The 24,146-nt window shown below is 37.4% G+C and carries 22 protein-coding genes and 1 other annotated feature; of the genes, 10 read left to right on the forward strand and 12 right to left on the reverse strand.

The window, feature by feature from the left end; translation table 11 throughout:
- Window positions 1-132: 132 nt before the first annotated feature.
- A complete protein-coding gene (locus CBF37_RS03295) occupies window positions 133-1,446 on the reverse strand; it encodes an N-acetylmuramoyl-L-alanine amidase family protein (RefSeq protein WP_125983298.1) in 1,314 nt (437 codons plus the stop codon).
- Window positions 1,447-1,573: 127 nt separating this feature from the next.
- Window positions 1,574-1,783, forward strand: a binding site (T-box leader).
- Between the two features lie 59 nt (window positions 1,784-1,842).
- Here CBF37_RS03295 and aspS point away from each other — a divergent pair.
- The 4 genes from aspS (at window position 1,843) to CBF37_RS03315 (ending at window position 7,907) form a co-directional block, all read left to right on the forward strand.
- On the forward strand, window positions 1,843-3,612 hold the full coding sequence (aspS, locus tag CBF37_RS03300) for an aspartate--tRNA ligase (RefSeq protein WP_125983299.1): 1,770 nt from the start codon (window positions 1,843-1,845) through the stop codon (window positions 3,610-3,612).
- 46 nt (window positions 3,613-3,658) lie between these two features.
- Entirely contained in the window at window positions 3,659-4,534 is an 876-nt protein-coding gene (locus CBF37_RS03305) for a YitT family protein (RefSeq protein WP_420824160.1), read from the forward strand.
- A gap of 95 nt (window positions 4,535-4,629) precedes the next feature.
- Complete coding sequence (locus CBF37_RS03310; protein WP_125983300.1) at window positions 4,630-6,570, forward strand: alpha/beta hydrolase family protein; 1,941 nt, start codon at window positions 4,630-4,632, stop codon at window positions 6,568-6,570.
- 116 nt (window positions 6,571-6,686) lie between these two features.
- Window positions 6,687-7,907: an ammonium transporter gene (locus CBF37_RS03315; protein WP_125983301.1), complete on the forward strand. Its 1,221-nt coding sequence runs from the start codon at window positions 6,687-6,689 to the stop codon at window positions 7,905-7,907.
- 46 nt (window positions 7,908-7,953) lie between these two features.
- Here CBF37_RS03315 and CBF37_RS03320 read toward each other — a convergent pair whose 3' ends face one another.
- From CBF37_RS03320 to CBF37_RS03340, 5 genes are read right to left on the reverse strand one after another with little or no spacing between them, the layout of a single operon-like run.
- Window positions 7,954-9,027, reverse strand: coding sequence for an ABC transporter substrate-binding protein (locus tag CBF37_RS03320; protein ID WP_125983302.1), 1,074 nt, complete (start codon window positions 9,025-9,027; stop codon window positions 7,954-7,956).
- Between the two features lie 12 nt (window positions 9,028-9,039).
- Entirely contained in the window at window positions 9,040-9,864 is an 825-nt protein-coding gene (locus CBF37_RS03325; protein WP_125983303.1) for an ABC transporter permease, read from the reverse strand.
- The gene (locus CBF37_RS03330) at window positions 9,861-10,670 is read right to left on the reverse strand and encodes an ABC transporter permease (protein ID WP_125983304.1); all 810 of its coding nucleotides are present in this window, start codon (window positions 10,668-10,670) and stop codon (window positions 9,861-9,863) included. Before CBF37_RS03330 ends, CBF37_RS03325 begins: the two co-directional genes overlap by 4 nt.
- Before the next feature lie 17 nt (window positions 10,671-10,687).
- A complete protein-coding gene (locus CBF37_RS03335; protein ID WP_125983305.1) occupies window positions 10,688-11,776 on the reverse strand; it encodes an ABC transporter ATP-binding protein in 1,089 nt (362 codons plus the stop codon).
- Between the two features lie 17 nt (window positions 11,777-11,793).
- Window positions 11,794-12,336 (reverse strand): helix-turn-helix domain-containing protein, encoded by a 543-nt coding sequence (locus CBF37_RS03340; protein ID WP_125983306.1) that lies wholly within the window; start codon window positions 12,334-12,336, stop codon window positions 11,794-11,796.
- 180 nt (window positions 12,337-12,516) lie between these two features.
- On the opposite strand from CBF37_RS03340, the gene CBF37_RS03345 reads away from it, so the two are divergent.
- Window positions 12,517-13,515, forward strand: a complete 999-nt coding sequence (locus CBF37_RS03345; RefSeq protein WP_125983307.1) for a YhdH/YhfP family quinone oxidoreductase — start codon at window positions 12,517-12,519, stop codon at window positions 13,513-13,515.
- A 461-nt stretch (window positions 13,516-13,976) separates the two neighbouring features.
- Here CBF37_RS03345 and CBF37_RS03350 read toward each other — a convergent pair whose 3' ends face one another.
- The gene (locus tag CBF37_RS03350; protein ID WP_125983308.1) at window positions 13,977-15,419 is read right to left on the reverse strand and encodes a M20 family metallopeptidase; all 1,443 of its coding nucleotides are present in this window, start codon (window positions 15,417-15,419) and stop codon (window positions 13,977-13,979) included.
- Between the two features lie 214 nt (window positions 15,420-15,633).
- On the opposite strand from CBF37_RS03350, the gene CBF37_RS03355 reads away from it, so the two are divergent.
- Window positions 15,634-16,878, forward strand: coding sequence for a chloride channel protein (locus tag CBF37_RS03355; RefSeq protein WP_420824157.1), 1,245 nt, complete (start codon window positions 15,634-15,636; stop codon window positions 16,876-16,878).
- A gap of 36 nt (window positions 16,879-16,914) precedes the next feature.
- Here the strand turns inward: CBF37_RS03355 and murB are convergent, their stop codons facing one another.
- A complete protein-coding gene (gene murB / locus CBF37_RS03360; protein ID WP_125983309.1) occupies window positions 16,915-17,820 on the reverse strand; it encodes a UDP-N-acetylmuramate dehydrogenase in 906 nt (301 codons plus the stop codon).
- A gap of 195 nt (window positions 17,821-18,015) precedes the next feature.
- Here murB and CBF37_RS03365 point away from each other — a divergent pair, with 195 nt between their 5' ends.
- Genes CBF37_RS03365 through CBF37_RS03375 form a run of 3 tightly spaced genes read left to right on the forward strand, consistent with a single transcriptional unit; the run spans window position 18,016 to window position 20,154 of the window.
- Complete coding sequence (locus tag CBF37_RS03365; RefSeq protein WP_125983310.1) at window positions 18,016-18,768, forward strand: exodeoxyribonuclease III; 753 nt, start codon at window positions 18,016-18,018, stop codon at window positions 18,766-18,768.
- Window positions 18,769-18,781: 13 nt separating this feature from the next.
- The gene (locus tag CBF37_RS03370; protein WP_125983311.1) at window positions 18,782-19,609 is read left to right on the forward strand and encodes a hypothetical protein; all 828 of its coding nucleotides are present in this window, start codon (window positions 18,782-18,784) and stop codon (window positions 19,607-19,609) included.
- An 11-nt stretch (window positions 19,610-19,620) separates the two neighbouring features.
- The gene (locus tag CBF37_RS03375) at window positions 19,621-20,154 is read left to right on the forward strand and encodes a 3'-5' exonuclease (protein ID WP_125983312.1); all 534 of its coding nucleotides are present in this window, start codon (window positions 19,621-19,623) and stop codon (window positions 20,152-20,154) included.
- Window positions 20,155-20,176: 22 nt separating this feature from the next.
- On the opposite strand, the gene CBF37_RS03380 is transcribed toward CBF37_RS03375, so the two are convergent.
- From CBF37_RS03380 to CBF37_RS03395, 4 genes are all read right to left on the reverse strand, one after another.
- Window positions 20,177-20,710, reverse strand: a complete 534-nt coding sequence (locus CBF37_RS03380) for a GNAT family N-acetyltransferase (RefSeq protein WP_125983313.1) — start codon at window positions 20,708-20,710, stop codon at window positions 20,177-20,179.
- Complete coding sequence (gene tsaE / locus CBF37_RS03385) at window positions 20,700-21,188, reverse strand: tRNA (adenosine(37)-N6)-threonylcarbamoyltransferase complex ATPase subunit type 1 TsaE (RefSeq protein WP_125983314.1); 489 nt, start codon at window positions 21,186-21,188, stop codon at window positions 20,700-20,702. The genes CBF37_RS03380 and tsaE overlap by 11 nt, the downstream gene beginning before the upstream one ends.
- A 91-nt stretch (window positions 21,189-21,279) precedes the next feature.
- The gene (gene pta / locus CBF37_RS03390; RefSeq protein ID WP_125983315.1) at window positions 21,280-22,263 is read right to left on the reverse strand and encodes a phosphate acetyltransferase; all 984 of its coding nucleotides are present in this window, start codon (window positions 22,261-22,263) and stop codon (window positions 21,280-21,282) included.
- A 157-nt stretch (window positions 22,264-22,420) separates the two neighbouring features.
- On the reverse strand, window positions 22,421-23,107 hold the full coding sequence (locus CBF37_RS03395; RefSeq protein ID WP_125983316.1) for a uracil-DNA glycosylase: 687 nt from the start codon (window positions 23,105-23,107) through the stop codon (window positions 22,421-22,423).
- Between the two features lie 130 nt (window positions 23,108-23,237).
- Between CBF37_RS03395 and CBF37_RS03400 the strand changes: the two genes are divergently transcribed.
- Entirely contained in the window at window positions 23,238-24,107 is an 870-nt protein-coding gene (locus CBF37_RS03400; protein ID WP_125983317.1) for a Cof-type HAD-IIB family hydrolase, read from the forward strand.
- Window positions 24,108-24,146: the final 39 nt, after the last annotated feature.

Consider the following 24,146-nt stretch of genomic DNA (forward strand, 5'->3'; position numbering starts at 1 on the left):
ATCCTGTAAGATAAAAAATAAATAGAAAAAACACCCCTCATTGACTTTATATGAAATAAAGTTGGTAAGGGGTGTTTTTTTATTAAGCATTCAGTCCAGTTATACTTACTCATTTTTTGAAAAGCTAGTGAATTAATTAATTGTTTCTTCTTTAAAAGGCTTAAAGAATTCTATTAAGCCACTGTATATCGCCTTAGCAACAAACGTGTGGTATTTTTTGCTTTGTGCATATTGTGCATCAGTATCGTTATTCATGTAACCTAATTCAATCAGAATTGCAGGTTTTTTATTTTCTCGCAGCACTTGATAATCTTGATTACCAAATCCGCGGTTATTTAACGGGAGCTGGCTGGCTAACTCATTGTTAATGAGGTTAGCTAGTTTTTTGTCTTGTGTGTTCCGGTAAAAGGTAGTCGTTCCGGAGCTTTCGTTGGCTTGTTGTGTTGAATCATAGTGCATGCTAATAAAGACGTCTGCGCGACTCTCATTGCTCTTGATGGCAATCTGATGTAATGGTACAAATTCATCTTTATCGCGTGTCATGAACACTGAAAACCCTTGATCTTCGAGATAATCTCGCACAGTTAAAGCAGTAGCTAATGTAACATTTTTTTCAAATACTTTACCGTCATTAGATTCAGCGCCGGGATCATTACCGCCGTGACCGGCATCGAGCATGACTGCATATTCCGCCATTGGAGGGTTTGGGCGTTTGTCTTTAGCAGCTAGTTGATAGTCTGTGACCTCCCATTTTTGGAGATACCCTAGTGTTCCCTTTTTTGTTTGTACGTGGTACCAGTCTTTATCCTCTCCGACATAGGACAGCTTTGCGTTATAGTCCAGTTCGCCTAAAGATTCTCCGTTAAGGTTGCTGGTCTTACGTAAAATGACGCCGTCTAAAGCAACATAGAGCGGTTCGTTTTCTTTAGGTGACGGGTAATGACTTTTGCGAATTGCCAATTCACTTGACTTAATCCAACCGGTCTCATTGTCCTCAGTATGGATGCGAACCCAGCCGTTCAATTCTAAAGTGACATTAACAGCCTGCTTGCGTTTTAATGTGGCGATCGTTTTGCTTTTCTCTGCACGGGATTTTTTCAAGTCGGTATTAGAACTTTTAATAATCCCCGGCAAACTAGTAAATGGCCCTGATTTCCCTTCAAAAATCAACCAATCGGCCACCCAGCCGGTTGATTTATCAGGTAACTGGATTTTATACCAACCATTTTTTTCATTTTTAATTGTCACCTTATCTTCTTGATGGACTTGTGAAATAATTTTTGATTTAACAGTCGGTTGTTCGCGAACGTTTAAGGCGATCGTCTTAACAGTGACAATTTGGCTATTGCCGCGCATAAAGTAAAAACCTAACAGTACGATGCCGATAATTGCAATATTAATTATAAATAAGATAAATGTATTTTTTTTATTTTCAGCATTTCTCACGGTGTGTTCCTCATTTTCGGTTAGTAGTACTATTATAGCAAAAAAAAGATAATAAGAGTAGATTAATAAAACAGAATGATACCTTGACAAATAGACAAAAATTTAGTACTTTATTTAATAATAACTAGTAATATCAGTGAAAGAGCGAGTACTTTTTTTCCATTAAGATTAGAGAGGGATTGCCGTGGCTGAAAGCAATCAAAAAAAGGAAAGACACTCTGGAGATGAATGTTTAAAAGGCATTCCGTTACGAGCGTTAATCGGTTGAGAGAAGGCAGTCAGTCGAATGCCTTAAATATAGGTGGTACCACGTATGTCGTAATCATTCGTCCTTGTTAAGTTAATTTAACAAGGGCTTTTTTTATTAGTTAAAATCAGGTAGGGAGAGATTAGTCAATGGGAAAAAGAACAAATTATTGTGGATTATTATCAGAAGCTGATTTAGGAAATAAGGTTATCCTTAAAGGTTGGGTGCAGAAACGTCGTGACTTAGGAGGCTTAGTATTTATTGATTTGCGTGATCGTGAAGGAATTGTGCAAATCGTATTTAATCCTGAAGATTCAACAGAGGCATGGGCGCTTGCGGATACTTGTCGCAGTGAATACGTTGTTGAAGTTGAAGGAACGGTAATAAAGCGTGACAAATCGGCAATTAATCCTAAAATGAAAACTGGACATATTGAAGTTCGTGGCCAAGCTATTACAATTTTAAACAAAGCAAAAACCCCACCATTTTCATTGGATGGGGCTCAAACAGTGAGTGATGACATTCGGATGAAGTATCGTTATATGGATTTAAGACGTCCAGAAATGTTCAACACCATTAAATTACGTCATAAAACATCAAGTGTTATTCGACACTTCTTAGACGATAACGGCTTTATTGATGTCGAAACACCTTATTTAGCCAAGTCAACACCAGAAGGAGCTCGCGATTATTTAGTACCGTCTCGTGTTCACCCAGGTCATTTTTATGCATTGCCACAATCACCACAAACAACGAAACAATTATTGATGGGTGCGGGAGTGGATCGCTATTATCAAATAGTTCGTTGTTTCCGTGATGAAGATTTACGTGGTGATCGTCAACCAGAATTTACTCAAGTCGATATTGAAACGAGTTTCCTAACGGCTGAAGAAATTCAAACTTACACTGAAAAGATGTTATTCAATGTAATGAAAGAAGTGATGGGCATGGAAATTACCTTACCTTTCCCACGTATGACTTATGATGATGCAATGGCACGTTATGGTAGTGATAAACCAGATACGCGTTTTGGCATGGAGTTAATTGATGTCGCAGATGCAGTCCAAGATGCTGGATTTAAAGTATTTACATCTGCAATCGAATCAGGAGGTACGGTAAAAGCTTTAAATGCGAAAGGAGCTGCCGATAAATATTCGCGTAAAGATATGGATAACCTAGGTAGTTGGATGGGACAATTTGGTGCGAAAGGCCTAGCTTGGGTAAAAGTAGAAGCTGATGGTCTTAAAGGCCCGATTGCTAAATTCTTAACAGAAGTAGAGACAGATTTAATTAAGGCGGCAGATGCAGAAGTCGGTGACTTATTGATGTTCTGTGCTGATAAAAAAGACATTGTTGCAGCTTCTTTAGGTGCATTACGAAGCCGTTTAGGAAAAGAATTAGAATTGATTGATCAAGATAAATTTAACTTTTTATGGGTTGTCGACTGGCCGTTATTGGAATATGATGAAGAGGAAGGAAGATACACAGCGGCGCATCATCCATTTACATTACCTAAAGTGAGCGATATTGAATTGTTGAAGACTGCACCAGAAAAAGTGTATGCTGAAGCATATGACGTTGTTTTAAATGGTTATGAACTAGGCGGCGGATCATTACGTATTTATCAACGTGATGTCCAGGAAGATATGTTTGCAGCATTAGGCTTTACAAAAGAATCTGCACAAGCACAATTCGGATTTTTAATGGACGCTTTAGAGTACGGCTTCCCACCACATGGTGGAATTGCATTAGGTCTTGATCGCTTGATTATGCTATTAGCTAAAAAAGATAACATTCGTGAAGTTATCGCCTTTCCTAAAAATGGTCGTGCGATGGACTTGATGACCGATGCACCAAGCACTGTATCACCACTTCAATTATTTGAGTTGAATCTAGATATTACAGCAGAAGATAAATAGAAACAGTCATTTCTTATGATGAAGGAGACCATACGTCATGATGTCAATCAAAAAATTCAAAGATAGTGTCGTAGGCAGTATTTATATGGAAAAAATATCAATGGCTATTGTCAACGGAATTTTACAGGCGATTGCTTTAAATATGTTTTGGCAGCCAGGTCATATTTATGCCAGTGGAGTCACAGGATTAGGGCAAATTATTGTAACACTGACTGAGAAAGTATCAGGTATCGGCTTGCCGATGGGGGTTGTGTTGTATTGTTTAAATATTCCGTTATTTATTCTCGCGTGGTTTAAAATCAGTAAACGATTTACTATTTTTACAATGATTTCAGTCTTCATGACGTCGTTTTTTATTCAGATTATTCCTATTACAGTAATGTCAAAAGACCCGATTATTTGTGCGATTTTTGGTGGAGCGCTTTGCGGTCTGGGTGTCGGCTTAGCACTTCGTGGCGGCTTATCTTCGGGTGGTTTAGATATTATCAGTGTAACCATTCGCAAGTTGACGGGGCGTAATGTCGGTTCACTGAATATCATTTTTAATGCCGGAATTATTTTGACATCAGGTTTCTTGTTCGGCTGGCCATATGCTTTTTATAGCGCCTTTTCAATTTTTGTTAATGGTAAGGTCGTAGATATGGTTTATACCCGCCAAAAGAAAATGCAGGTAATGATTATTACTACTAACGCTGATAGAGTGATTGATGAATTTCAAACGTGTATCAGGCGCGGTATTACAATTATCAATGACGTGGAAGGTGCGTACAATCATCAAAAAGAGTCAATTTTAATTTCGATTATTACACGGGACCAAATTCCATTACTACAGCAAGTGATGCGTGAAGCAGACTCCAAGGCATTTGTCAGTATCTCTGAGAACGTGACAATCATGGGTAATTTTTATGAACCAAATATATAAAATGAACCAGCTGATTTGAAAATCGGCTGGTTATTAATTTATCAAATATTCATAGCATGTTATGATGACAGCAGTATGATTTAGGAGGTTTATGTATGAGAAAAATGCAGGGAGTAGATTTATTTAATCTAAAAACAATCGGGCAGCCGATTGATACTAAGACACACTTTTTCTTTTTAGAAACTAGTATTAGCCAAGAAGAAAATTCGTATAAAAATGAATTAATCAGTATCCATAAAAAGACAAGAGAACGGACCTTATGGGGGATTGAGGGTACGATTTCAGGACAATTAAAGTTAGCACCTAATCAAAAATGGCTAAGCTTTTTATCAAAGGGCGCAAATAATAAACAACAGATTTATATTATGCCAATTTCAGGTGGTCGGGCTTATGCGGTGACAAAGGAAACCGAATCAATCAGTCATTATCAGTGGTCTAGTACTGGAATGAGTCTGTATTTTGAAACAGAAGTACCGGAAAACAAAGAAAAATCGAAATTTGCAGAAGCTTATGTAACAGATAAATTAGGTTATCAAACGGACGGCAGCGGATTAAAAATAAAGAACTCACAGTACTTAATTAAAAAAATTGATGTTGCATCTGAGCATACATCGATACTTTTGGAGAGTTCGCATAAACGCCGATTAGTTTATGCAGCAGCAGATGAATCCTTTTTCTTATTAGCAGATGATTTGAGTCGAGATGAATGGACGTATGGTAAGACGGTTTATTATTATGATGTTCGTGAGCAAGAACAACGTTCATTGACATCCGAGTATTCTAAGGGTAGTTTTTCATTTGTCGGAGTGTCTCCGGATGGATCAAAGTGTTTACTGGTCGGCAATGATTTTAGGTATTCATTTGTTACACAGAGTAATTTATATGTCTATTATTTTGCGACAGGCGAGCTGGTGTGTTTAACGGACGATTTTGATGAAGAAATCGGTGATGCAATTATTAGTGACACGCAGCAAGCTAATCGAGGAGTTGATTGCCACTGGCTGTCAGATGAAGAGATTCTTTTTCCAGTTACACAAAAGGGCAAGATTGTCTGGTTTAAACAAAATCTGACGATGGAGAGCAGAACAGGTATGGCCTGTAGCGGTAGTTATCATTTTACTGATTCAGCCTTAATTGATGACGAACATCTATTAGTCGGCTATTCAACCCCATCACAACCTAGTGTGTTAGCAGAATTATCGTTAGATACAGGCAAAGTGACTGACATCTACAACCCGAATACCAAGTGGTTGGCAGACGTGACATTAAGTGAATCACAAGAATTCTGGTTTAAAAGTGTTGATGATTGGCAGATTCAAGGTTGGTATCTGCCTCCGGTCGAAGCTGATGAAAATCATCCAGCCATTCTTTACATCCACGGCGGACCGCAAGTGTGTTATGGTGAAAGTTTCTTTCATGAGATGCAAGTCCATGCTGCTAATGGATATGGCGTTATCTTATTGAATCCGCGCGGCGGTGAAGGATATGGTCAGGAATTTGTGTCTTCCATTTTAGGCGACTACGGGAACAAAGATTACCAAGACTTAATGAATGGTATGGATTATATTTTAGCTGAACATCCTGAAATTGATATGTCGCGAATCTATGCGGCAGGCGGCAGTTACGGCGGCTTTATGACCAACTGGATTGTCGGGCATACTAATCGCTTCAGAGCTGCGGTCACCCAGCGTTCTATTTCAAATTGGGTGAGTTTTTATGGAACAAGCGATGTTGGTCCGTTCTTTGTAGAATTTCAATTGAAGCGTGATTTATCTGATGTGGAGGATTTATGGAAGATGTCGCCGCTTGCTTATGTGCATCATGTTAAGACACCGACTTTAGTGCTTCACAGCGAAGAAGATTTACGCTGCCCATTAGAGCAAGGTCAGCAATTTTATATAGGATTAAAAAAAGCTGGTGTTCCGACAAAATTAGTGATGTACCCTGAGTCCAGTCATGGCTTATCGCGAGCAGGGCTACCTAATTTGCGTATTCATCGCTTAATGGAAATTGCGAAATGGTTTGAGACACATTAATAAAAAATTAGATTTAGGTGAGATAATCTAACAAATCTTATAGGCAATAGGTATTTTTGTCTATATACTACCCTTTATATTAGATAGTTGATCTTATCAATGAGGGGGAGTTCAAAATGAATTCAGGAGATATCGCATTTATTCTGATTTGTTCAAGTTTTGTTTTTCTAATGACACCAGCGTTGGCTTTTTTCTATGGTGGACTAGAACGAAGAAAAAATATTTTAAATACGATGATGATGGTTTTTTGTATGTTAGGTATCGCATCATTGGTTTGGGTCATTGCCGGATATTCATTAGCATTCAGCGGTCATGGTTTGTGGGTTGGCGATTTAAGTCGAATGTTTCTAAAAGGTGTTTCAGCAACTGAAGGAAAAGGTATTCCCGATATGCTGTTTGCAATTTTCCAAATGATGTTTGCGTTAATTGCTACTGCGATTTTAACGGGGTCAGTGGTTGGACGGATGAAGTTTTCAGCAATGGTCAGCTTCATCATACTATGGTTAGTTTTAGTTTATGCTCCGATGGCTCATATGGTCTGGGGACATGGATTTTTGGAAAAAATCGGTTCGATTGATTTTGCTGGCGGCAATGTTATTCATATCAGTTCAGGTATTTCCGGCTTGGTTTTAGCGCTTGTAATCGGCCGACGCAAAGACTATATGAAATTAGACAACACACCGCATAACGTACCATACGTTGTCTTAGGTACTGCGTTATTATGGTTTGGCTGGTTTGGTTTCAACGGAGGGTCAGCTCTGGGAGCAAACGGTTTGGCGATTCATGCATTTTTAACAACAAATATTGCAGCGGCCAGCGGGATGATTTCATGGATGATAGTCGAACGATTCTTTGTTGAAAAACCAACGATTGTAGGGGCATGTACAGGTTCAATTGTCGGCCTAGTTGCTATTACACCGGGAGCAGGATTTGTATCGGCTGCTTCAGCTATGATGATTGGCTTAGCCGTTATTCCGGTCTGCTATTTCTTTATTGTAAGTATTAAACGGCGCTTAAAATTGGATGATACATTAGATGCTTTTGGCTGTCACGGTATCGGCGGAATTTTTGGCGGATTGATGGTAGGAATATTCGCTGACCCTAGTTTAGGACATGCGGGTTTATTATACGGTAATACACATTTATTTATTGCTCAAGTTGAAAGTATTATCTTTACAATTGCTTTTTCCGCAATTATGAGTTTTGGTATTGTGATGGTTGTCAAACGCTTCTTACCTTTACGTGCTACCGAAGAAGACGAAGTTATAGGTATGGATTTGGCAGAACATAATGAACGAGCTTATGTAAAAGAAGCAGGCAAAAAGTTATTTAGTTAAATCAAAAAAGAGCTGAAGCAATTAATTGTTTCAGCTCTTTTTTGTATTATTTACGATACATTTTGAATTGTAAAAATAAATCGTTGTAGACTTCTAAATAATTTGACCCTAAGTCTTCATATACTTCTAAATTTTCAATTGTTTTATCATCTGGATAAAACTGTTTGTCGTTAGTTATGCTTTCAGGCAGAATAGCTTTAGCTTTTTTGTTTGGTGTGGAGTATCCGATGTATTCGGCATTAGCGGCTGCATTTTCTGGTTCAAGCATAAAGTTGATGAAATCATAAGCTCCGTTGATATTTTTAGCCGTTTTAGGTATGACCATATTATCGAACCACAGATTAGAACCTTCTTCAGGAATAACGTAATGTAAGTTCTCGTTATTATCCAGCATCTCAGACGCCTCTCCTGAAAAAGTTACGGCAGCAGCGCTTTCGTTATTAATCATGTACATCTTGATTTCGTCCGCAACAATGGCTTTGACATTTGCTGTGAGTCCGGTTAATTTATTTTCAGCATGATTAAGTTGAGTCATGTCTTTACTATTTAATGAATACCCGTCACTATTTAGGGCTAATCCCATTACTTCTCGGGCACCGTCAATCAGCATTAAATTATTTTTTAATTCAGGTTTCCATAAATCGTTCCAGTGATTAATGGTTCCTTTGTCTACAAGTTTATCATTGTAGACAATACCCAAAGTTCCCCAAAAATAAGGGACAGAGTATTTATTTTTTTTATCAAAATCCAAATCTAAAAAACGCCGGTCAATATTATTGAGGCCTTTAATCCGTGAATGGTCTAATGGAATCAGAGCGTCTTGTTTAATCATCTTTTGAATCATGTATTCACTAGGAATAGTTAGATCATATGCTGTTCCGCCTTGTTTGATTTTGGTAATCATGGCTTCGTTGGAGTCGAAGGTTTCGTAGACCACTTTATAGCCGTACTCTTTTTCAAATTTTTTGAGCAGATTAGGATCAATATAATCGCCCCAATTGTAGATAGTCAGGACTTTGCCGCTGGCTGCTCCTTTTGTGTGTTCTAATCGAAAAGAGGCGATACCGAGCAGAAGAATAATAGCAACAATTCCTATCAGCAGTGAATTAAGTTTTTTCATATAATCGCCTCCTTATGACTTAGCTATTCTTTTTTTAAAACGTTTTGGTTTATTGTCTTTGCTGATGAAATAATAGCCGACAACAAGAATCATGGACAGGATAAACAGCAAGGTGCTGAGAGCGTTTATTTCTAGGTTGATTCCTTGCCGTGCTCGCGAGTAGATTTCGACGGATAATGTACTAAAGCCGTTTCCTGTGACAAAGAAAGTTACTGCAAAGTCGTCTAACGAATAAGTGAACGCCATAAAATAGCCGGCGATAATTCCCGGTGTCAAATAAGGTAGTATAATTTGTCGTAAGACTTGCCAATTGCTAGCACCTAAATCTCGAGCGGCATCAATCAGCGATTCATTCATTTCCTGCATTTTAGGCAGTACCATCAGTACCACAATCGGAATACTAAAAGCAATGTGAGACAGGAGTACCGAAGTAAATCCTAACTTAAAGCCGATATACCCTAAAAAGGTAAAGAAGATCAAAAAACTAGCACCAATGATTACATCGGGTGACACAATGAGAATGTTATTTAAACTAAGCAAAACATTTCTCATTTGGCGCCGTTTTGTATAATAAATACCCATGGCACCGAATGTTCCGATAATCGTGGCGATTAGAGCCGATAAAAAAGCTAAGAAAAAAGTATTAAGCGCAATAATTAATAATCGAGTATCTTCAAAAAGAGTTTGGTAGTGGTTTAATGTCACGCCCTCAAACTGCGACATATTATCGCCGCTGTTAAAAGAATAAAAAATTAAATAGAATATTGGAATATAAAGCAAGATAAAAACAGCAATCAGATAAAGATTGGCCCATTTGAATTTTTTGCGAGATGTCATTTCACCCGACCTCCCTTACGTTTTTCGCCTGTCAATAACATGATCACAATCATAGCAATAATTAAGATTACACCAATCGTAGAACCCATTCCCCAGTTTTGGGTCACTAAGAAATGCTGCTCAATGGCTGTGCCGAGTGTGATGACCCGATTGCCACCAATCAGACGTGTTAACATGAACAAGCTCAATGAGGGGATAAAGACGGCTTGAATTCCGCTTTTAACACCTTTCATTGATAGAGGTAGAATTACGCGGCGGAATGTTTCAAGATTACTTGCACCTAAGTCGCGGCTTGCAAAAACTAAGGATGGATTAATTTCTTCCAGTGCATTGAAAATCGGCATAATCATAAAAGGAATTTCAATATATGTAGCAACAAAAATAAAACTGAAATCAGTAAATAGTATCTGCTTAGGACCTAACCCAATAAACGTGAAAAAGTTATTAATCCCGCCGTTAATACTGAAAATTCCGATAAAAGCATAGGCTTTCAAGAGAAGATTAATCCATGTCGGCAATATAATTAACATTAACCAAAGCTGCTTATGTTTCGTTTTGTTTAGTAAATAAGCTGTCGGATAACTGACAAGCAGTGTGAAAACTGTAATCAGAAAGGCATAAAAGACCGAATTGAAGGTCATTTTAAGATATGTTCCAGATGTAAAATACTGCTGATAATTGTTTAATGTAAAGGCACCGTTGGCATCAAAAAATGATTGATAAATTATTAAAAGAACAGGAGCAATTACAAATAGGATGATCCACAGCATATAAGGTACGGCATATAATTTTTTTGTTTTAGCCATTTGTGTGCCACTCCTCCTTAATCTTCATCATAGCTCTCTAAACGAGCATCAAAGTCTTCTTCGGATTCGCCTAACCGCATAACGTGAATGTCTTCAGGTTCAAACATTAATCCGATGTGTTTGCCGGTTTCTGTCCGTTTGGTCGAGTGAACCATCCAATCATTTCCCTCGGAATCACGACAGAAAATTTCATAATGAACGCCGCGGAAGAGCACCGTCTCAACGGTCGCATTTAATTTACCGGTATGTTCCTTAACGATGGTTAAGTCTTCAGGCCGAATAACGATGTCGACTACTTCATCTGGACGCATGCCACTGTCGACACATTCGAATTGCCGTCCGCCAAATGACACGAGATTATCTTCAATCATTGTTCCTTTAACGATATTGCTTTCACCGATAAAATCAGCTACAAATCGGTTGATTGGTTCGTCATAAATGTCAACAGGTGTTCCGCTCTGCTCAATCTTGCCAGAGTTCAGCACGAAGATTTCATCACTCATTGCTAAAGCTTCTTCTTGGTCATGTGTTACAAAAATAAAGGTAATTCCTAATCGCTGCTGCAAGGCTCGTAATTCGGCTTGCATATCTGTCCGCAGCTTCAAGTCTAAGGCTGATAGAGGTTCGTCTAATAATAAAACTTCCGGTTCATTTACCAAAGCTCGGGCAATTGCGACACGCTGGCGCTGCCCGCCTGACATTTCGTTGATACCGCGTTCTTCAAAACCGGATAGTTGGACCATTCGTAGCGCATCATATACCTTTTTTTCAATGTCTAATTTTGACATTTTTTTTATTTTCAGACCAAAAGCCACATTATCGAAAACATTCATATGCGGAAATAAAGCATAGTCTTGAAAAACAGTGTTTACCTTACGCTTATTTGCGGGAACTTTATTGATTAGTTGGTCACCAAAATAAATGGAACCAGCTGACGGCTCAGAGAAACCAGCAATCAAACGTAAAATAGTGGTTTTACCGCATCCTGAAGGACCAAGTAAGGTATAAAATTTACCTTGTTCGATGTCAAAATTGACTTCTTTTAGTACGACAGTGTCGTCAAATTCTTTCATTACGTTCTCAAAACGTATTATGTTGTTTGCCATGTTATCCCACCTTAAAGTTATAAATAGGAGTTTGTCGCAACAATAATTATGCGGCTCTTTCCTTTGTATGCATTGGTTAATTGATGTTTTTTTGATGCATGATAGTAAATAGTTTCTCCTTTATTAGCATAGTACTTCTCAGAACCAATCTCAACCATGATCCTTCCCTCAAGAACAAAACCGAAGGTATCAGACAAGGATGGTTCAAATTCCTTGTATTCTCCTGTAGTAGTTAGTTCTAGTAAAATCGGCTCCATCTCTTTTTCGTTGGAATCAGGGACCAACCAATTTATTACGAAGCCTTTATCAGGTTCGACATAATGCGTATAATCCTCTTTTGTATAAATTACTTGCTGACTTTGTTTCTTTTCGTCAAAAAACTCTTTTGGTGTCACACCCAAAACTTCTAAAATGGAAAAAAATGTTTCCATAGAAGGAGAGCTTAAGTCACGTTCAAGTTGCGAAATATATCCTTTACTTAAATCTGTCCGCTCGCCGAGTTCTTCTTGTGTTAAGGCTTTTTGGATGCGCAAGTCTTTAATTTTTTTTCCTATTAACATGACCAAGTACTCCTTTCAGACTGATTAAAACATTGATTTATCAGAATAAGTTTAAAGATAGTAAACTTAAAGTTTACTAACACGGCGATTATACAAAATTATTAAAAATTTAGCAATGCTATTTGGTGATTTTTAATTTATAATGAGGACATGATAAACAGAAAGGGTTGTTGATTTGATATGACAGAATTTAAAGCGCTTTTATTAGAAGACATAGATGGAGAAATTGGTGCGAAAATCACATCATGCCATACGGAGCAGCTATCTGAAGGAGATACGCTGATTGCAGTTAGCTATTCAGCAATTAATTATAAAGATGCACTGGCAACGCAGCCGGGGGGTGGAGTTGTCAGAAATTATCCGATGATACCGGGCATTGATCTGGTCGGAAAAATCATTGAGACAACTTCGCAAAACTGGCAGGCAGGTGATGAAGTTATTGTGACAGGTCAAGGGACGGGTGTCACACATACTGGAGGATTAAGCGGACTGGCACGTATTCCAAGTGACTGGATGATTAAATTGCCGAGCAAGATGACGGCGCGAGATGCAATGATTTTCGGTACGGCGGGAATTACGGCTATGCGTGCTATCCAACGGTTGGAAAATGAGGGAATGGGTCAAGATAAAGACGTTCCTATCATGGTCAGTGGTGCTTCAGGTGGTGTTGGCAGTTTGGCGCTTATTTTTTTAGCTTCTCTTGGCTATACAAATATCATCGCATTAAGCCGAAAAAATGAAAGCATATCATACTTAAAATCGATTGGTGCACATCGTGTTATGTCGCCAGAAACACTGCATGCAGAGAAGTATCGTCCACTAGAGAGGCAGCAAGTAGCTTATGTTATTGACACAATTGGAGGGTCTTTTGTAGAGAATATTTTACCAAAGGTAGCGTATGGTGGAGCTGTTGCTTTATGTGGAAATGCGAGCGGAATTAAATTTAGTGGTACAGTTTTACCGTTTATTTTACGCGGTATAGCTGTGTTGGGAGTAGATTCTGTTCAATTAAGTCAAGAGGATAAAAAATTATTATGGGAACGCATTGCTGAGCTGACAGATAAGCCATTCTTAGAAAAAATTAAAATAAATGAAGTCGCTTTGACAGATGAGTTAATGATGACGGTATCAGAATTGCTACAAGGGACACATACCGGTCGTACAATTGTAAAAATATAGGGACTTAGTGAGGCAGACCTGATTTAGGCTGCCTTTTTTGCTCATTTAAGAAGCTAAACGTATGAAGCGGATCAGTCGAAAGCAATAAAAGTAAATGCAGTGTTTGCATGATAAAAATAATTATATAAAAGTTCTCAATAAAAAATAATAAGTTAAACATAATGAAAAAAGAGAGATATTTATTTTTTGTGCTGCTCTTTAAAGAAAAGAATATATTTCGAAAGAGTTATCTTAAATATTTAGCCTAATTGAATATGCTAATTAACATGTTTGTAGTCAAACAGTTTAAATTTGGTAACTAATTTTATAACAGTCACTTATTTGACAGGAAGATGGAGTGGTTAGAATTAATTGATGAATCAATTTAAGTTATAAGAACCAATTATGCAAGAAAAAAGACAGCGTATTAATTAAGAATATGTTATCCCTTAATTAATACGCTGTCTTTTTTGCTATCTTTTTTAGAAATTTAAACTATTTGGTTTAACGTCTTCTGGTATTGGATTTTGATATGGTGTTTGGTCGGTTACGGCTTTTAGTTCTGCCTTGGCAGTCTCGATGTAATTTGGTTCTTCGATTACTGTGACAGCCGTTGCTGCCATCACTTTAGCTGCTTGCAGCATGCCTTTTTTAGCAATTCCTGATTTTCCATTTGCTACCCATTGCCAAGAGTGCATTGGTGTATGCTGTACTTCAGTTGTCATGACGCATTGAACAGTTGGTACGACCCAGCTTACATCACCAACATCTGTTGAACCTGGCATGGTGATGTTCCCCATAATCGGATTATAAGGATAAACAAAATCTGCTAATGGTTTACCGGCATTTTCAGCAATTAATTTTTTCTCAACAGGTCCAATTGGTGGGACCATGCGAAATTTCTTTTCATCTTCGGTTAAGTTATCATAAATTTTTTGAGCAAAATCCCAATCAGCTTTGTCGAATTTAGGAGCACCGATTTCTTGCATACACGTTGACATAATTTCCGAGTAAGTTTTATTAGGAATGTAGTTAGAACAAGCTTTGTCAAAATGAACTGTCACTTCTGTTTCAGTCATTATAGCAGCTCCTTCAGCTATTTTGCAGATACGATCATAAATTTCTTTCACTTGATAAACTTTTGGTGCACGAATTAAGTAAAGCACCTTAGCATGTGATTGCACGACACTAGGCGAAATACTACCGCCATCTAAAATTGCATAGTGGAAACGAGCGTCAGAGGTGACGTGCTCACGTAAATAATTAGAACCGACATTCATTAATTCAACAGCATCTAAGGCGCTGCGTCCCATTTCAGGAGAGTTAGCTGCATGTGAACTGATCCCCTTAAATTCGAAAGCAGCTTGAATGTTAGCAAGTGTCTGGCAACCAAAGATGACGTTATCTGTACCAGGGTGCCAACAGATAGCCATATCAAGACCATCAAATACATGATTACGAACCATATAGGTTTTTCCTGAGCCACCTTCTTCTGCCGGACAGCCGAAGTATTTAATAGTGGCATCAATATTGTGTTCTTCGATATATTCTTTTGTTGCAATGGCTGCAGCCAAAGAAGCTGTTCCGAGTAAATTGTGTCCACAACCATGCCCGTTAGTTGAGGCTGCTTCAGGATTTATTTCTTGTATCGTTGTGTCTGCTCTTTGTGATAAATCAGGCAGCGCATCATACTCACCTAAAAAACCGATACTTGGCCCTTTATTTCCAAAAGTACCGATAAAAGCTGTGCTGATGTCAGCAACGTTGGATTGAATTGAAAAACCTTCATTTTTTAAAATAGTCATAATTGCCTCAGCAGATTCATGTTCATGGAATTTTATTTCAGCTAGATCCCAAATCTTGTCGCTGAGATCGTGATACATTTTTTCTTTATCGTCCACATAAGCAGCAATTTTGTTGTGCATTGAGAGACACCTCCATTAAAATAAGTTCAATTTATAGGTTTATAATAGCAAAAAAATACAATGTTTAATAGTTGGGGTTATTAAAAATTGTAGATTTTTAGTGATTGACGAGCTAAATTGAATCAACTATTGAATTTCTAACGTTAAGTAGCTTAAAATAAAGAAGTGTCAAAACAAATTGGAGAAGTGATATAAATTGTTAGGGAGTGGAAAAGTGGATGTTTCAATAGCAGTAAAAAGAGGTAAAGAAGTCGTTTATCTCATTTTGTTTGGTCTAATTATGGGGGTTGTAATTGGTAGCCTGGAGGTATTTTTTGGAAAAGGATTATTAATTGTCAGTGAATGGCGTTTGAAGTATTTTATATATTTAATCTTTCTATTGCCGGTTGCCGGTTTAATTATTGAATTTTTGTATGATCGGTATGGTGGACGCAGTCGTCAGGGAATGGGTTTGATTTTTGATGTTAACTCTGGTGCACAAAAAACAATTCCATTACGTTTGATTCCTATCGTTATTGTCAGTACTTGGCTGACTCATCTTTTTGGAGGTAGTGCTGGACGAGAAGGTGTAGCAATTCAAATTGGCGGCACTTTGGCACATTGGTGTGGTCGGTATTCCTTGGCTAAACATATCAAACAATATAAATTTGAGCAAATTGCGCTGATAACCGGTATGGCTGCTGGATTTTCAGGATTATTTCAAACGCCGATAGCAGCTATATTTTTCGCAATGGAAATATTTATTGTCGGTCGTCTAGACTACCGGGCATTACTGCCTGCAACGGTTGGTTCGTTTACAGCAGCATTTATGTCTCAAAGTTTGGGATTGGAGAAGTTTAATTTTAAATTAACGGCTGTTCCTGAATTAAACCTAAGTATGGCTGTTAGATTAATCGGTATTGGTATTTTATTTGGATTAGCGGGTTTTTTATTCAGTTGGGGTTTGAAGTCAGGTAAGCAATTAGCTGCAAAACTTATCATTAATCGTTATAAGCGCATTTTTGTCGGCGGACTTTTACTGGTTTTTTTGATGCTGGTTCTACATCAAGGACGATATGCAGGATTGGGATCTAATTTAATTATGGCAGCCTTTAATGAAGGAACTGTTTATCCTTATGATTTTATTTTAAAATTAGCATTAACAGTATTGACCTTATCTATTGGTTTTCAAGGTGGGGAAGTTACACCTATTTTTGCGATAGGTAGTGTTTTCGGTGCTGTGTTGGCACCGCTATTCGGGATACCTGTCCCATTAGGTGCAGCTATCGGCTATATTGGTGTGTTCAGTAGCGCAACCAATACATTTATCGCACCGATTATTATGGGGTGTGAAGTATTTGGTTACCAACTACTCCCTTACTTTTTTGTCGCGCTGTGTTTAGCCTATACTTGTAATTTTAATGTATCAATTTATGGTAAACAAACGTCACTTTTCTTAAAAAATGAATTAAATAGATAAATTAAAAACAGGCACTGCCTAATGCAGTGCCTGTTTTTAATTTTTATCTCGTCCAATAATGCGGACTTCAGTTTCTAAGGCGACATCAAATTTTTTTGCGATGACTTCTTGTATGTGAGCAATTAATTCGATGTAATCTGTCGCTGTAGCTTTATTGATATTAACAATAAAACCGGCATGTTTTTCCGATACTTGGGCACCGCCCCAAATCAGTCCTTGGAGTTCCGCTTCTTGAATGAGCTGTCCTGTATAATGACCTTCAGGCCGTTTAAAGACACTGCCACATGATGGGTATTCTAAGGGTTGTTTTGACTCTCGAAGAAAAGTTAACTCGTCCATTTTTTCTTTGATAGCATCGTAATCACCATGAGCCAAATTAAACGTCACACTTAAAACAATGGCTTTCATAATTTGGAGATTACTGTATCGGTAAGAAAAGTCTAAATCATCTTTAGTTAGAGTCATGATATCGCCATTTGCTAAAATGACGTCACATGAATCAAATACATCAACCAGCTCACCACCGTACGCTCCGGCATTCATATAAGCTGCACCGCCAATACTTCCGGGAATACCACAAGCAAATTCTAAGCCAGTCAGATGCTGTTGTAAAGCTGCGTATGTAGTGTCAATCAGTTTAGCTCCGGCTTCGGCTGTAATTTGTGTTCCATGTGTGTGAATCTCTTTCATTTTTGTGAGCATAATGACAAATCCGTCAATCCCACCGTCTTTGACAATTAGATTACTTGAATTGCCGAGACATAACCAGTTGATAGCTTCTTGCTTGCAATAATCAACAATCTCTTTGACTTCAGTGGCCGTTTTTGGAAACAGCAGTACATCTGCCGGTCCGCCGGTTTTTGTATATGTGTAGTTTGATAAAGGTTCATCAAATAAGAGTGTAATGTGCGACAAATGTGATGCGATGTGTGTTTGGTCCAATAGTAAAAGTCCTTTCTGCGTCTACTTATCTAGTGCTACTATTTTAACACACATCTTTGGAAGTAGGTATAGTTAACGGTTAAACTTTTCTTTACTAGATACATCTAACGCTTGTTGTTTATCTATTCTATGGTAAAATAAATTCATCACGTATGTTGTAAACGCAGCTATTATTAGACTAGGAGAGCGAATGAGATGAAATTAATTTCGTGGAATGTTAACGGGCTTAGAGCCATTGTAAAAAAAGGATTTTCAGATATAATCGCTGAACTGGATGCCGATATTGTTTGTTTACAAGAAACGAAGTTACAGGAAGGACAAATTGATTTGGAGCTTCCTGGTTATTATCAATATTGGAATTATGCTGAAAAAAAAGGATATTCAGGGACAGCTATTTTTACTAAACTAATGCCGACTCACGTTACTACAGGAATTAATCAAGAAGAGTTTGATCATGAAGGCCGTGTCCTGACAGCAGAATTTACCGATTTTTATTTAGTTAATTGTTATACTCCCAATGCTCAGCCGGCTTTAAAAAGAATTGAATTTCGGATGATGTGGGAAGCAGCATTTTTAGTATACTTAAAGAAGTTAGAAGAAACTAAGCCGGTTATTTTATGTGGTGATTTAAATGTGGCACATGAAAATATTGATTTAAAGAATTGGAAAACAAATCAAAAAAATCCAGGCTTTTCAATTCAAGAGCGTGAAAAATTCACTAATTTATTAGAAAATGGGTTTGTAGATACGTTTCGCTATTTTTATCCAACATTAGAGGGCGCCTATTCTTGGTGGAGTTACCGGTTTAATGCACGAGCTAATAATGCTGGGTGGCGAATTGATTATTTTTGTGTCTCAAAATCCTTAGTACCTAGATTGCACGATGCTGCTATTTTGTCTGATGTAATGGGAAGTGATCATTGTCCAGTTCAGCTGGAAATAAATTAAAGGGGTCAGATTCATGAGGAAATTTATAAGAATAATAACCTTTTTTATTAGTGTGATAATTATTGGTATCAGTATTGGTGTGACTATAGGGTATGCAGATGATGAAAAGGATAAACCACTAATAACAGATTTACATTATGATAAAGAACGAAAAGTGATTACTGGAAAAACAGCACCCAATGCTAATGTGTGGTTAGACAATGTTGCAGGTGCTATTGTGGCGAATGATAAGGGAGAGTTTGAGTTTCCTGTTCCAGCAGACCCTAAATTATCGACGATTTCTGTATTAGATGCCGAAGGCGATGCATCAACTCACGTTCGTTATAATTTTGAAAAGAATACAGTTGAGACAGGAGAGGCATCAGAAGAAAGTACTGAAACGACTGAATCTACTTCTAGCTCAAATGAAAATAAGATAGATGAAACCAGTGGAATGGCATCAAGTACTCCAGCTTCAAGTTCCGCATCTGAAAGTACCTCGGACTCATATGTAAAAGTGACGGAAGAGAGCTATAAACGACCTACAGAGCCAAAACGAAGTTTGATTTGGTTATGGACTTTATTGGTAATTGTGGTTATCACAATTATGTTGATTGGTGGTTATTTATGGTATAAACGTAAGTTGAAAAAAGAAGAAGAATTGGAACGAAGAAAAGCATCAAAGAAAAGCAGCCATAAAAAATCCTCCAAACGTGTGAAAGAAAACCGTTCAGCAGAGAAGGTCTACACAAGTGCCAGTCGATTGGATGATTTAATCGATTCTGAGTTAGAGTCTGGAAGCACTAAAAAAACAAGCAATAAGAGTAGCGGACGGAAAAAAAATCGAACAAAACGTAAGTAGGAGGTAAAGCTATGAATTTTATAGCTATGGATTTTGAAACTGCGAATCATGAGGTACACAGTGCATGCTCATTAGCTTTAGTGATGGTAAAAAATAGTAGAATAGTTGGAGAGTATTACACTTTGCTGAAACCGGAAACACCTTTTCATTGGAGAAATATTCAAGTTCACGGTATTCATGAGAGCGACGTTGCAGATGCACCAACTTTCAGAGATATCTGGCCAGATATTCAAAATTATTTTGTGCCAGGTCATTTAGTTGTGGCTCATAATGCAGCTTTTGATAATCGTATTTTGAACGGTTGTCTAGCCCATTATAATTTACCGCAAGCTCATTTTTTATCACTTTGTACGGTACGCACTAGTCGTAAGTTATATAAACAACTGCCCAATCATAAATTAAATACTGTCAGTGATTATTTAGCTATTTCTTTAGAACATCATCATCACGCGTTAGATGATAGCCTGGCATGTGCTGAAATTTTATTAGCACAAGAAAGAGATTATGGCGTAGAACCATTAAAAAAATTGGTTAAAACTATTTAATAATCAAAAAAACGACTACTGATTAAGTAGTCGTTTTTTGATTTATCAGGCGGCTCATTAGAACAACGTTTTCTAATTGATTGTCTGCAGACTTAACACCGAGTCGAATTATGCCCTCAGTCTGAAACCCTAATTTTTGATACAATTTAATTGCTCGAGTGTTTCTTTCTTGTACCTTAATTTCTAAGCGTTTCAGATCATAAGTTTGAGCTGCCCAATCAAGAACTTCTGTTAGCAAGGCAGTTCCTAGTCCTAGACCCCAAAAATCTTTTTTAATGCTGATGCCTATTTCACCGATATGATTAATAGAATTATCGGAAGAAGTCGATACAGTAGCGACCCCGATTAAGCGATTGTGAGTAGCAGCTACGAGAATTAGTTGTTTTGGCAAGTGATGCAAAAATTCTATTTCCTCAGCCATTTCACCAGCAGTTAACTGAAGAGCTTGGTTATTAACTAAAATATATGGTGTTTCTTGATTCAATTCTGTGACTAATCGTAGTAGGTTAGCTGCATCTTCTGCTGTTGCTTCCCGCAACGTTATGTCATAATCCATCAAATAACCACCCTTTATCTGTCAAATACTTAACTAAAGAATCTAATTTGTTTTGACTGTCAGGAGAATCTACAGCAATGGAGAAACTTCGGGTAGTTTCGTCAATCTTATCTAAGAAAAATTCAAGATAAGGAACATCAATGTTTTGTTTAATCATTTTCCCCCATTCGATGATACAGACACCATCGCCGTCAAAATAATCTTCTAACCCTAAGTCTTCAGCCCCTTCTGTCAAACGATAGACGTCCATGTGATATAGAGGAATGCGACCGGTATCATATTCGCGAATAAGGGTGTATGTCGGACTTTTAATCATTTGTTGAATTCCTAATCCCAATGCGAACCCTTTAGTAAAAGTTGTTTTTCCGGCACCTAAATCACCAGTTAATAAAAAGACGTCTCTTGGCACAGTAGAAGCGGCGATATCTTGCGCTAGTTTTTTTGTATCTTGTTCGTTATGCAATAATATGTGTTTCATGATTCCCTCCCTGTGTATTAACTGATAAGAGTATAACGCGGCTCAAGCAAAAAAGCCATGCAGATGGCATGGCTTTTTTTGACTAAATAAATTATTTCCCTTGCAGAGCTTGTGAAGCAGTAATGATAGATAATTTATAAACGTCTTCTTCATTACATCCACGAGATAAGTCTGAAATTGGTTTGTTTAACCCTTGCAAGATAGGTCCGATAGCTTGGAAGCCACCTAAACGTTGAGCAATTTTGTAACCAATATTACCTGATTGGATTTCTGGGAAAACAAAGACATTTGCTTGACCGGCTACTTTAGAATCTGGTGCTTTTTGTTGAGCTACAGAAGGTACGTAAGAAGCATCAAATTGTAATTCGCCATCAATAGCTAATTCAGGAGCAAGATCTTGAGCGATTTTTGTTGCTTCAATAACTTTCGTCACTTCTTCAGATTTAGCAGAACCTTTTGTTGAGAAACTTAGTAGTGCAACTTTTGGATCAATCCCAAAAATTTCAGCTGTTTTAGCACTTTCAACGGCAATTTCAGCTAATGCTTGTGCATCCGGATTAATGTTAATTGCACAATCAGAGAAGATATATTTTTCTGAATCACGGTTACCAACCATTAAGAAAGCACCGCTTGTACGGCTGACACCAGGTTTAGTTTTAATAATTTGTAAGGCAGGACGAATAGTATCTCCAGTTGAATGAACAGCTCCACTAACTAAGCCATCAGCTAAGTCCATATAAACTAACATTGTACCAAAATAGTTTTCATCTAGAAGAACAGTACGTGCTTGATCTTCAGTTGCTTTTCCTTTTCGTCGGTCAACAAATGATTGAACCATATCGTCAAATTTATCGTATGTCTTAGGATCGATTATTGTTAAATTATCAATCGTTAGTCCACGAGCTGATGCTAATTCAGAAATACTTTGTGTGTTTCCGATTAGGATAGGTTCAATTAGACCGTCTGATTTTAAGCGTACGGCAGCACCTAATACTCTTTCATCAGTTGGTTCAGGGAAAACGATACGTACATTTTTACCAGAAATATGTTTTTTAAGTCCATCAAATAATTCCACTAAAAAAACTCCTCACATTTTTAAATTAGTTATTCTATACCTATGATACCGTAATCAAAAAAAAAGTACAGTCAATTTGTCTGTTTTTTATATAAAATGTGTATAAATCAGACTATAAAAATAAAAAAATGGATAAAGTAAAACAGATTTTCAGATGTTATATTACAGTTTCAGAAAGTTTCCAAACAATCGTTTTTTTATGTTGCTGTTTTAACAAAGAATTTATTTTAGAAAAGGGTCTGGATCCGAAAAATCCGCGATAGGCTGATAAGGGACTGGGATGTGGAGCTTCTAAAATAAAATGTCGTGTTTGATCAATCATAGCTGCTTTTTTTTGGGCAGGTTTCCCCCATAAAACAAAAATAATCGGATCTTCACGTTGATTTAATGATGAGATAATACAATCTGTTATCTTCTCCCATCCTTTATGCTGATGAGAATTAGCTGCCCCTTTTCTGACAGTCAGTACGGTATTTAATAATAGGACACCCTGTTTAGCCCATGGTTCCAGACACCCAGTATTGGCTGGTGGGATAGATAGGTCATCAGCTAGTTCTTTGTAAATATTACGTAGTGAAGGTGGGATTTTAACTCCCTGCTGTACGGAAAAGCTTAATCCTTCAGCTTGATTGGGCCCATGATAAGGATCTTGTCCTAAAATGACAACCTGGACGGCTTTGTACGAAGTTAGGGCTAACGCATTAAAAATTAAATTTTGTTCGGGGTAAATTGTATAGTGTTCTTGTTCCGAAGATAGAAAAAGTGTCATATGTTCTAGCATATCATCAATGGGGCAATTTTGTAGCAAAATAGCATGCCAATCATTTGGTAAAGTTAGTGTCATAAAGCAGACCTCCTCAATGTTAAGTCATAGTATAACATAACTTGTGAAAGTTTTATCTACAGTGATAAAACGTGTAAGTGTTTTTAAAAGATGATATGATAGAAGCAACCATACTTTTAGGGGGAACATTATGATTAAGTTAATTGCATCTGATATGGATGGTACTTTACTATCATCTAATTTATCAATTTCTGAGGGGAACAAACAGGCTATTTTGGCAGCACAAGAGCAGGGTATTGAATTTATGGTTGCTACGGGTCGAGACCACACAGAAGCTCGTCCGTCCTTAGAAGAAGCCGGGATTAAGTGCGGTATGATAACTGGAAATGGAGCGCAAGCTTTTGATAAAGAAGGAAATTTATTATTTACAGTAGGATTAACATTTGACATTGTTCAAGAAGTTATTACTATCTTGAAAAAAAATAATCTTTATTTTGAATTAATGACGACAGATGGGGTCTATGCAGATAGCCGTGAAGCTCGTTTAGAAAATATTGCATCGCTGGTGGCTGAAAATATACCCCACATTACTTTTAAAATGGCAATTGCTATGGCATCAGCACATTTAGAAACGTTAAAAGTCACATATGTGGAGTCGTATGATGAACTACTCAAGCGTTCTGATGTTGAAGTGTTAAAGATTATAACTTTTTCAGATAAAGGACAGGTCAAATTAGGTCCTGTTGCTGAAGAACTTCATCACAATAAAAATATTTATGTGACATCATCATTTTCTAATAATCTGGAAGTCAATCATCGTGATGCACGCAAAGGTTATGCTGTGAAACATGTGGCTGACATGTTGGGTATTTTGATGGATGATGTTTTAGCAATCGGAGATAACTACAATGATTTGTCAATGTTAGAAGAAGCCGGTGTCAGCTTCGCTATGGGAAATGGTGAACAGATAGTCAAAGATACAGCTAAATATTTAGCAGAGACCAATGTGAATGATGGTGTTGGTAAAGCTATCACACGTGCTATTGAAGAAAACCTATAAATAGTCAAAATATTTTGAAAAACGTGCTGATTACGCGAA

This window comes from Vagococcus vulneris, from assembly GCF_003950515.1.
GTDB lineage: Bacteria > Bacillota > Bacilli > Lactobacillales > Vagococcaceae > Vagococcus > Vagococcus vulneris.

Bases quoted from the DNA above. Each gene is read 5' to 3' on its own strand.
- aspS (WP_125983299.1), top strand. From the start codon at position 1,843: ATGGGAAAAAGAACAAATTATTGTGGATTATTATCAGAAGCTGATTTA.
- CBF37_RS03310 (WP_125983300.1), top strand. From the start codon at position 4,630: ATGAGAAAAATGCAGGGAGTAGATTTATTTAATCTAAAAACAATCGGG.
- CBF37_RS03315 (WP_125983301.1), top strand. From the start codon at position 6,687: ATGAATTCAGGAGATATCGCATTTATTCTGATTTGTTCAAGTTTTGTT.
- CBF37_RS03320 (WP_125983302.1), bottom strand. From the start codon at position 9,027: ATGAAAAAACTTAATTCACTGCTGATAGGAATTGTTGCTATTATTCTT.
- CBF37_RS03325 (WP_125983303.1), bottom strand. From the start codon at position 9,864: ATGACATCTCGCAAAAAATTCAAATGGGCCAATCTTTATCTGATTGCT.
- CBF37_RS03330 (WP_125983304.1), bottom strand. From the start codon at position 10,670: ATGGCTAAAACAAAAAAATTATATGCCGTACCTTATATGCTGTGGATC.
- CBF37_RS03335 (WP_125983305.1), bottom strand. From the start codon at position 11,776: ATGGCAAACAACATAATACGTTTTGAGAACGTAATGAAAGAATTTGAC.
- CBF37_RS03340 (WP_125983306.1), bottom strand. From the start codon at position 12,336: ATGTTAATAGGAAAAAAAATTAAAGACTTGCGCATCCAAAAAGCCTTA.
- CBF37_RS03345 (WP_125983307.1), top strand. From the start codon at position 12,517: ATGACAGAATTTAAAGCGCTTTTATTAGAAGACATAGATGGAGAAATT.
- CBF37_RS03350 (WP_125983308.1), bottom strand. From the start codon at position 15,419: ATGCACAACAAAATTGCTGCTTATGTGGACGATAAAGAAAAAATGTAT.
- CBF37_RS03365 (WP_125983310.1), top strand. From the start codon at position 18,016: ATGAAATTAATTTCGTGGAATGTTAACGGGCTTAGAGCCATTGTAAAA.
- CBF37_RS03370 (WP_125983311.1), top strand. From the start codon at position 18,782: ATGAGGAAATTTATAAGAATAATAACCTTTTTTATTAGTGTGATAATT.
- CBF37_RS03375 (WP_125983312.1), top strand. From the start codon at position 19,621: ATGAATTTTATAGCTATGGATTTTGAAACTGCGAATCATGAGGTACAC.
- CBF37_RS03380 (WP_125983313.1), bottom strand. From the start codon at position 20,710: ATGGATTATGACATAACGTTGCGGGAAGCAACAGCAGAAGATGCAGCT.
- tsaE (WP_125983314.1), bottom strand. From the start codon at position 21,188: ATGAAACACATATTATTGCATAACGAACAAGATACAAAAAAACTAGCG.
- CBF37_RS03395 (WP_125983316.1), bottom strand. From the start codon at position 23,107: ATGACACTAACTTTACCAAATGATTGGCATGCTATTTTGCTACAAAAT.
- CBF37_RS03400 (WP_125983317.1), top strand. From the start codon at position 23,238: ATGATTAAGTTAATTGCATCTGATATGGATGGTACTTTACTATCATCT.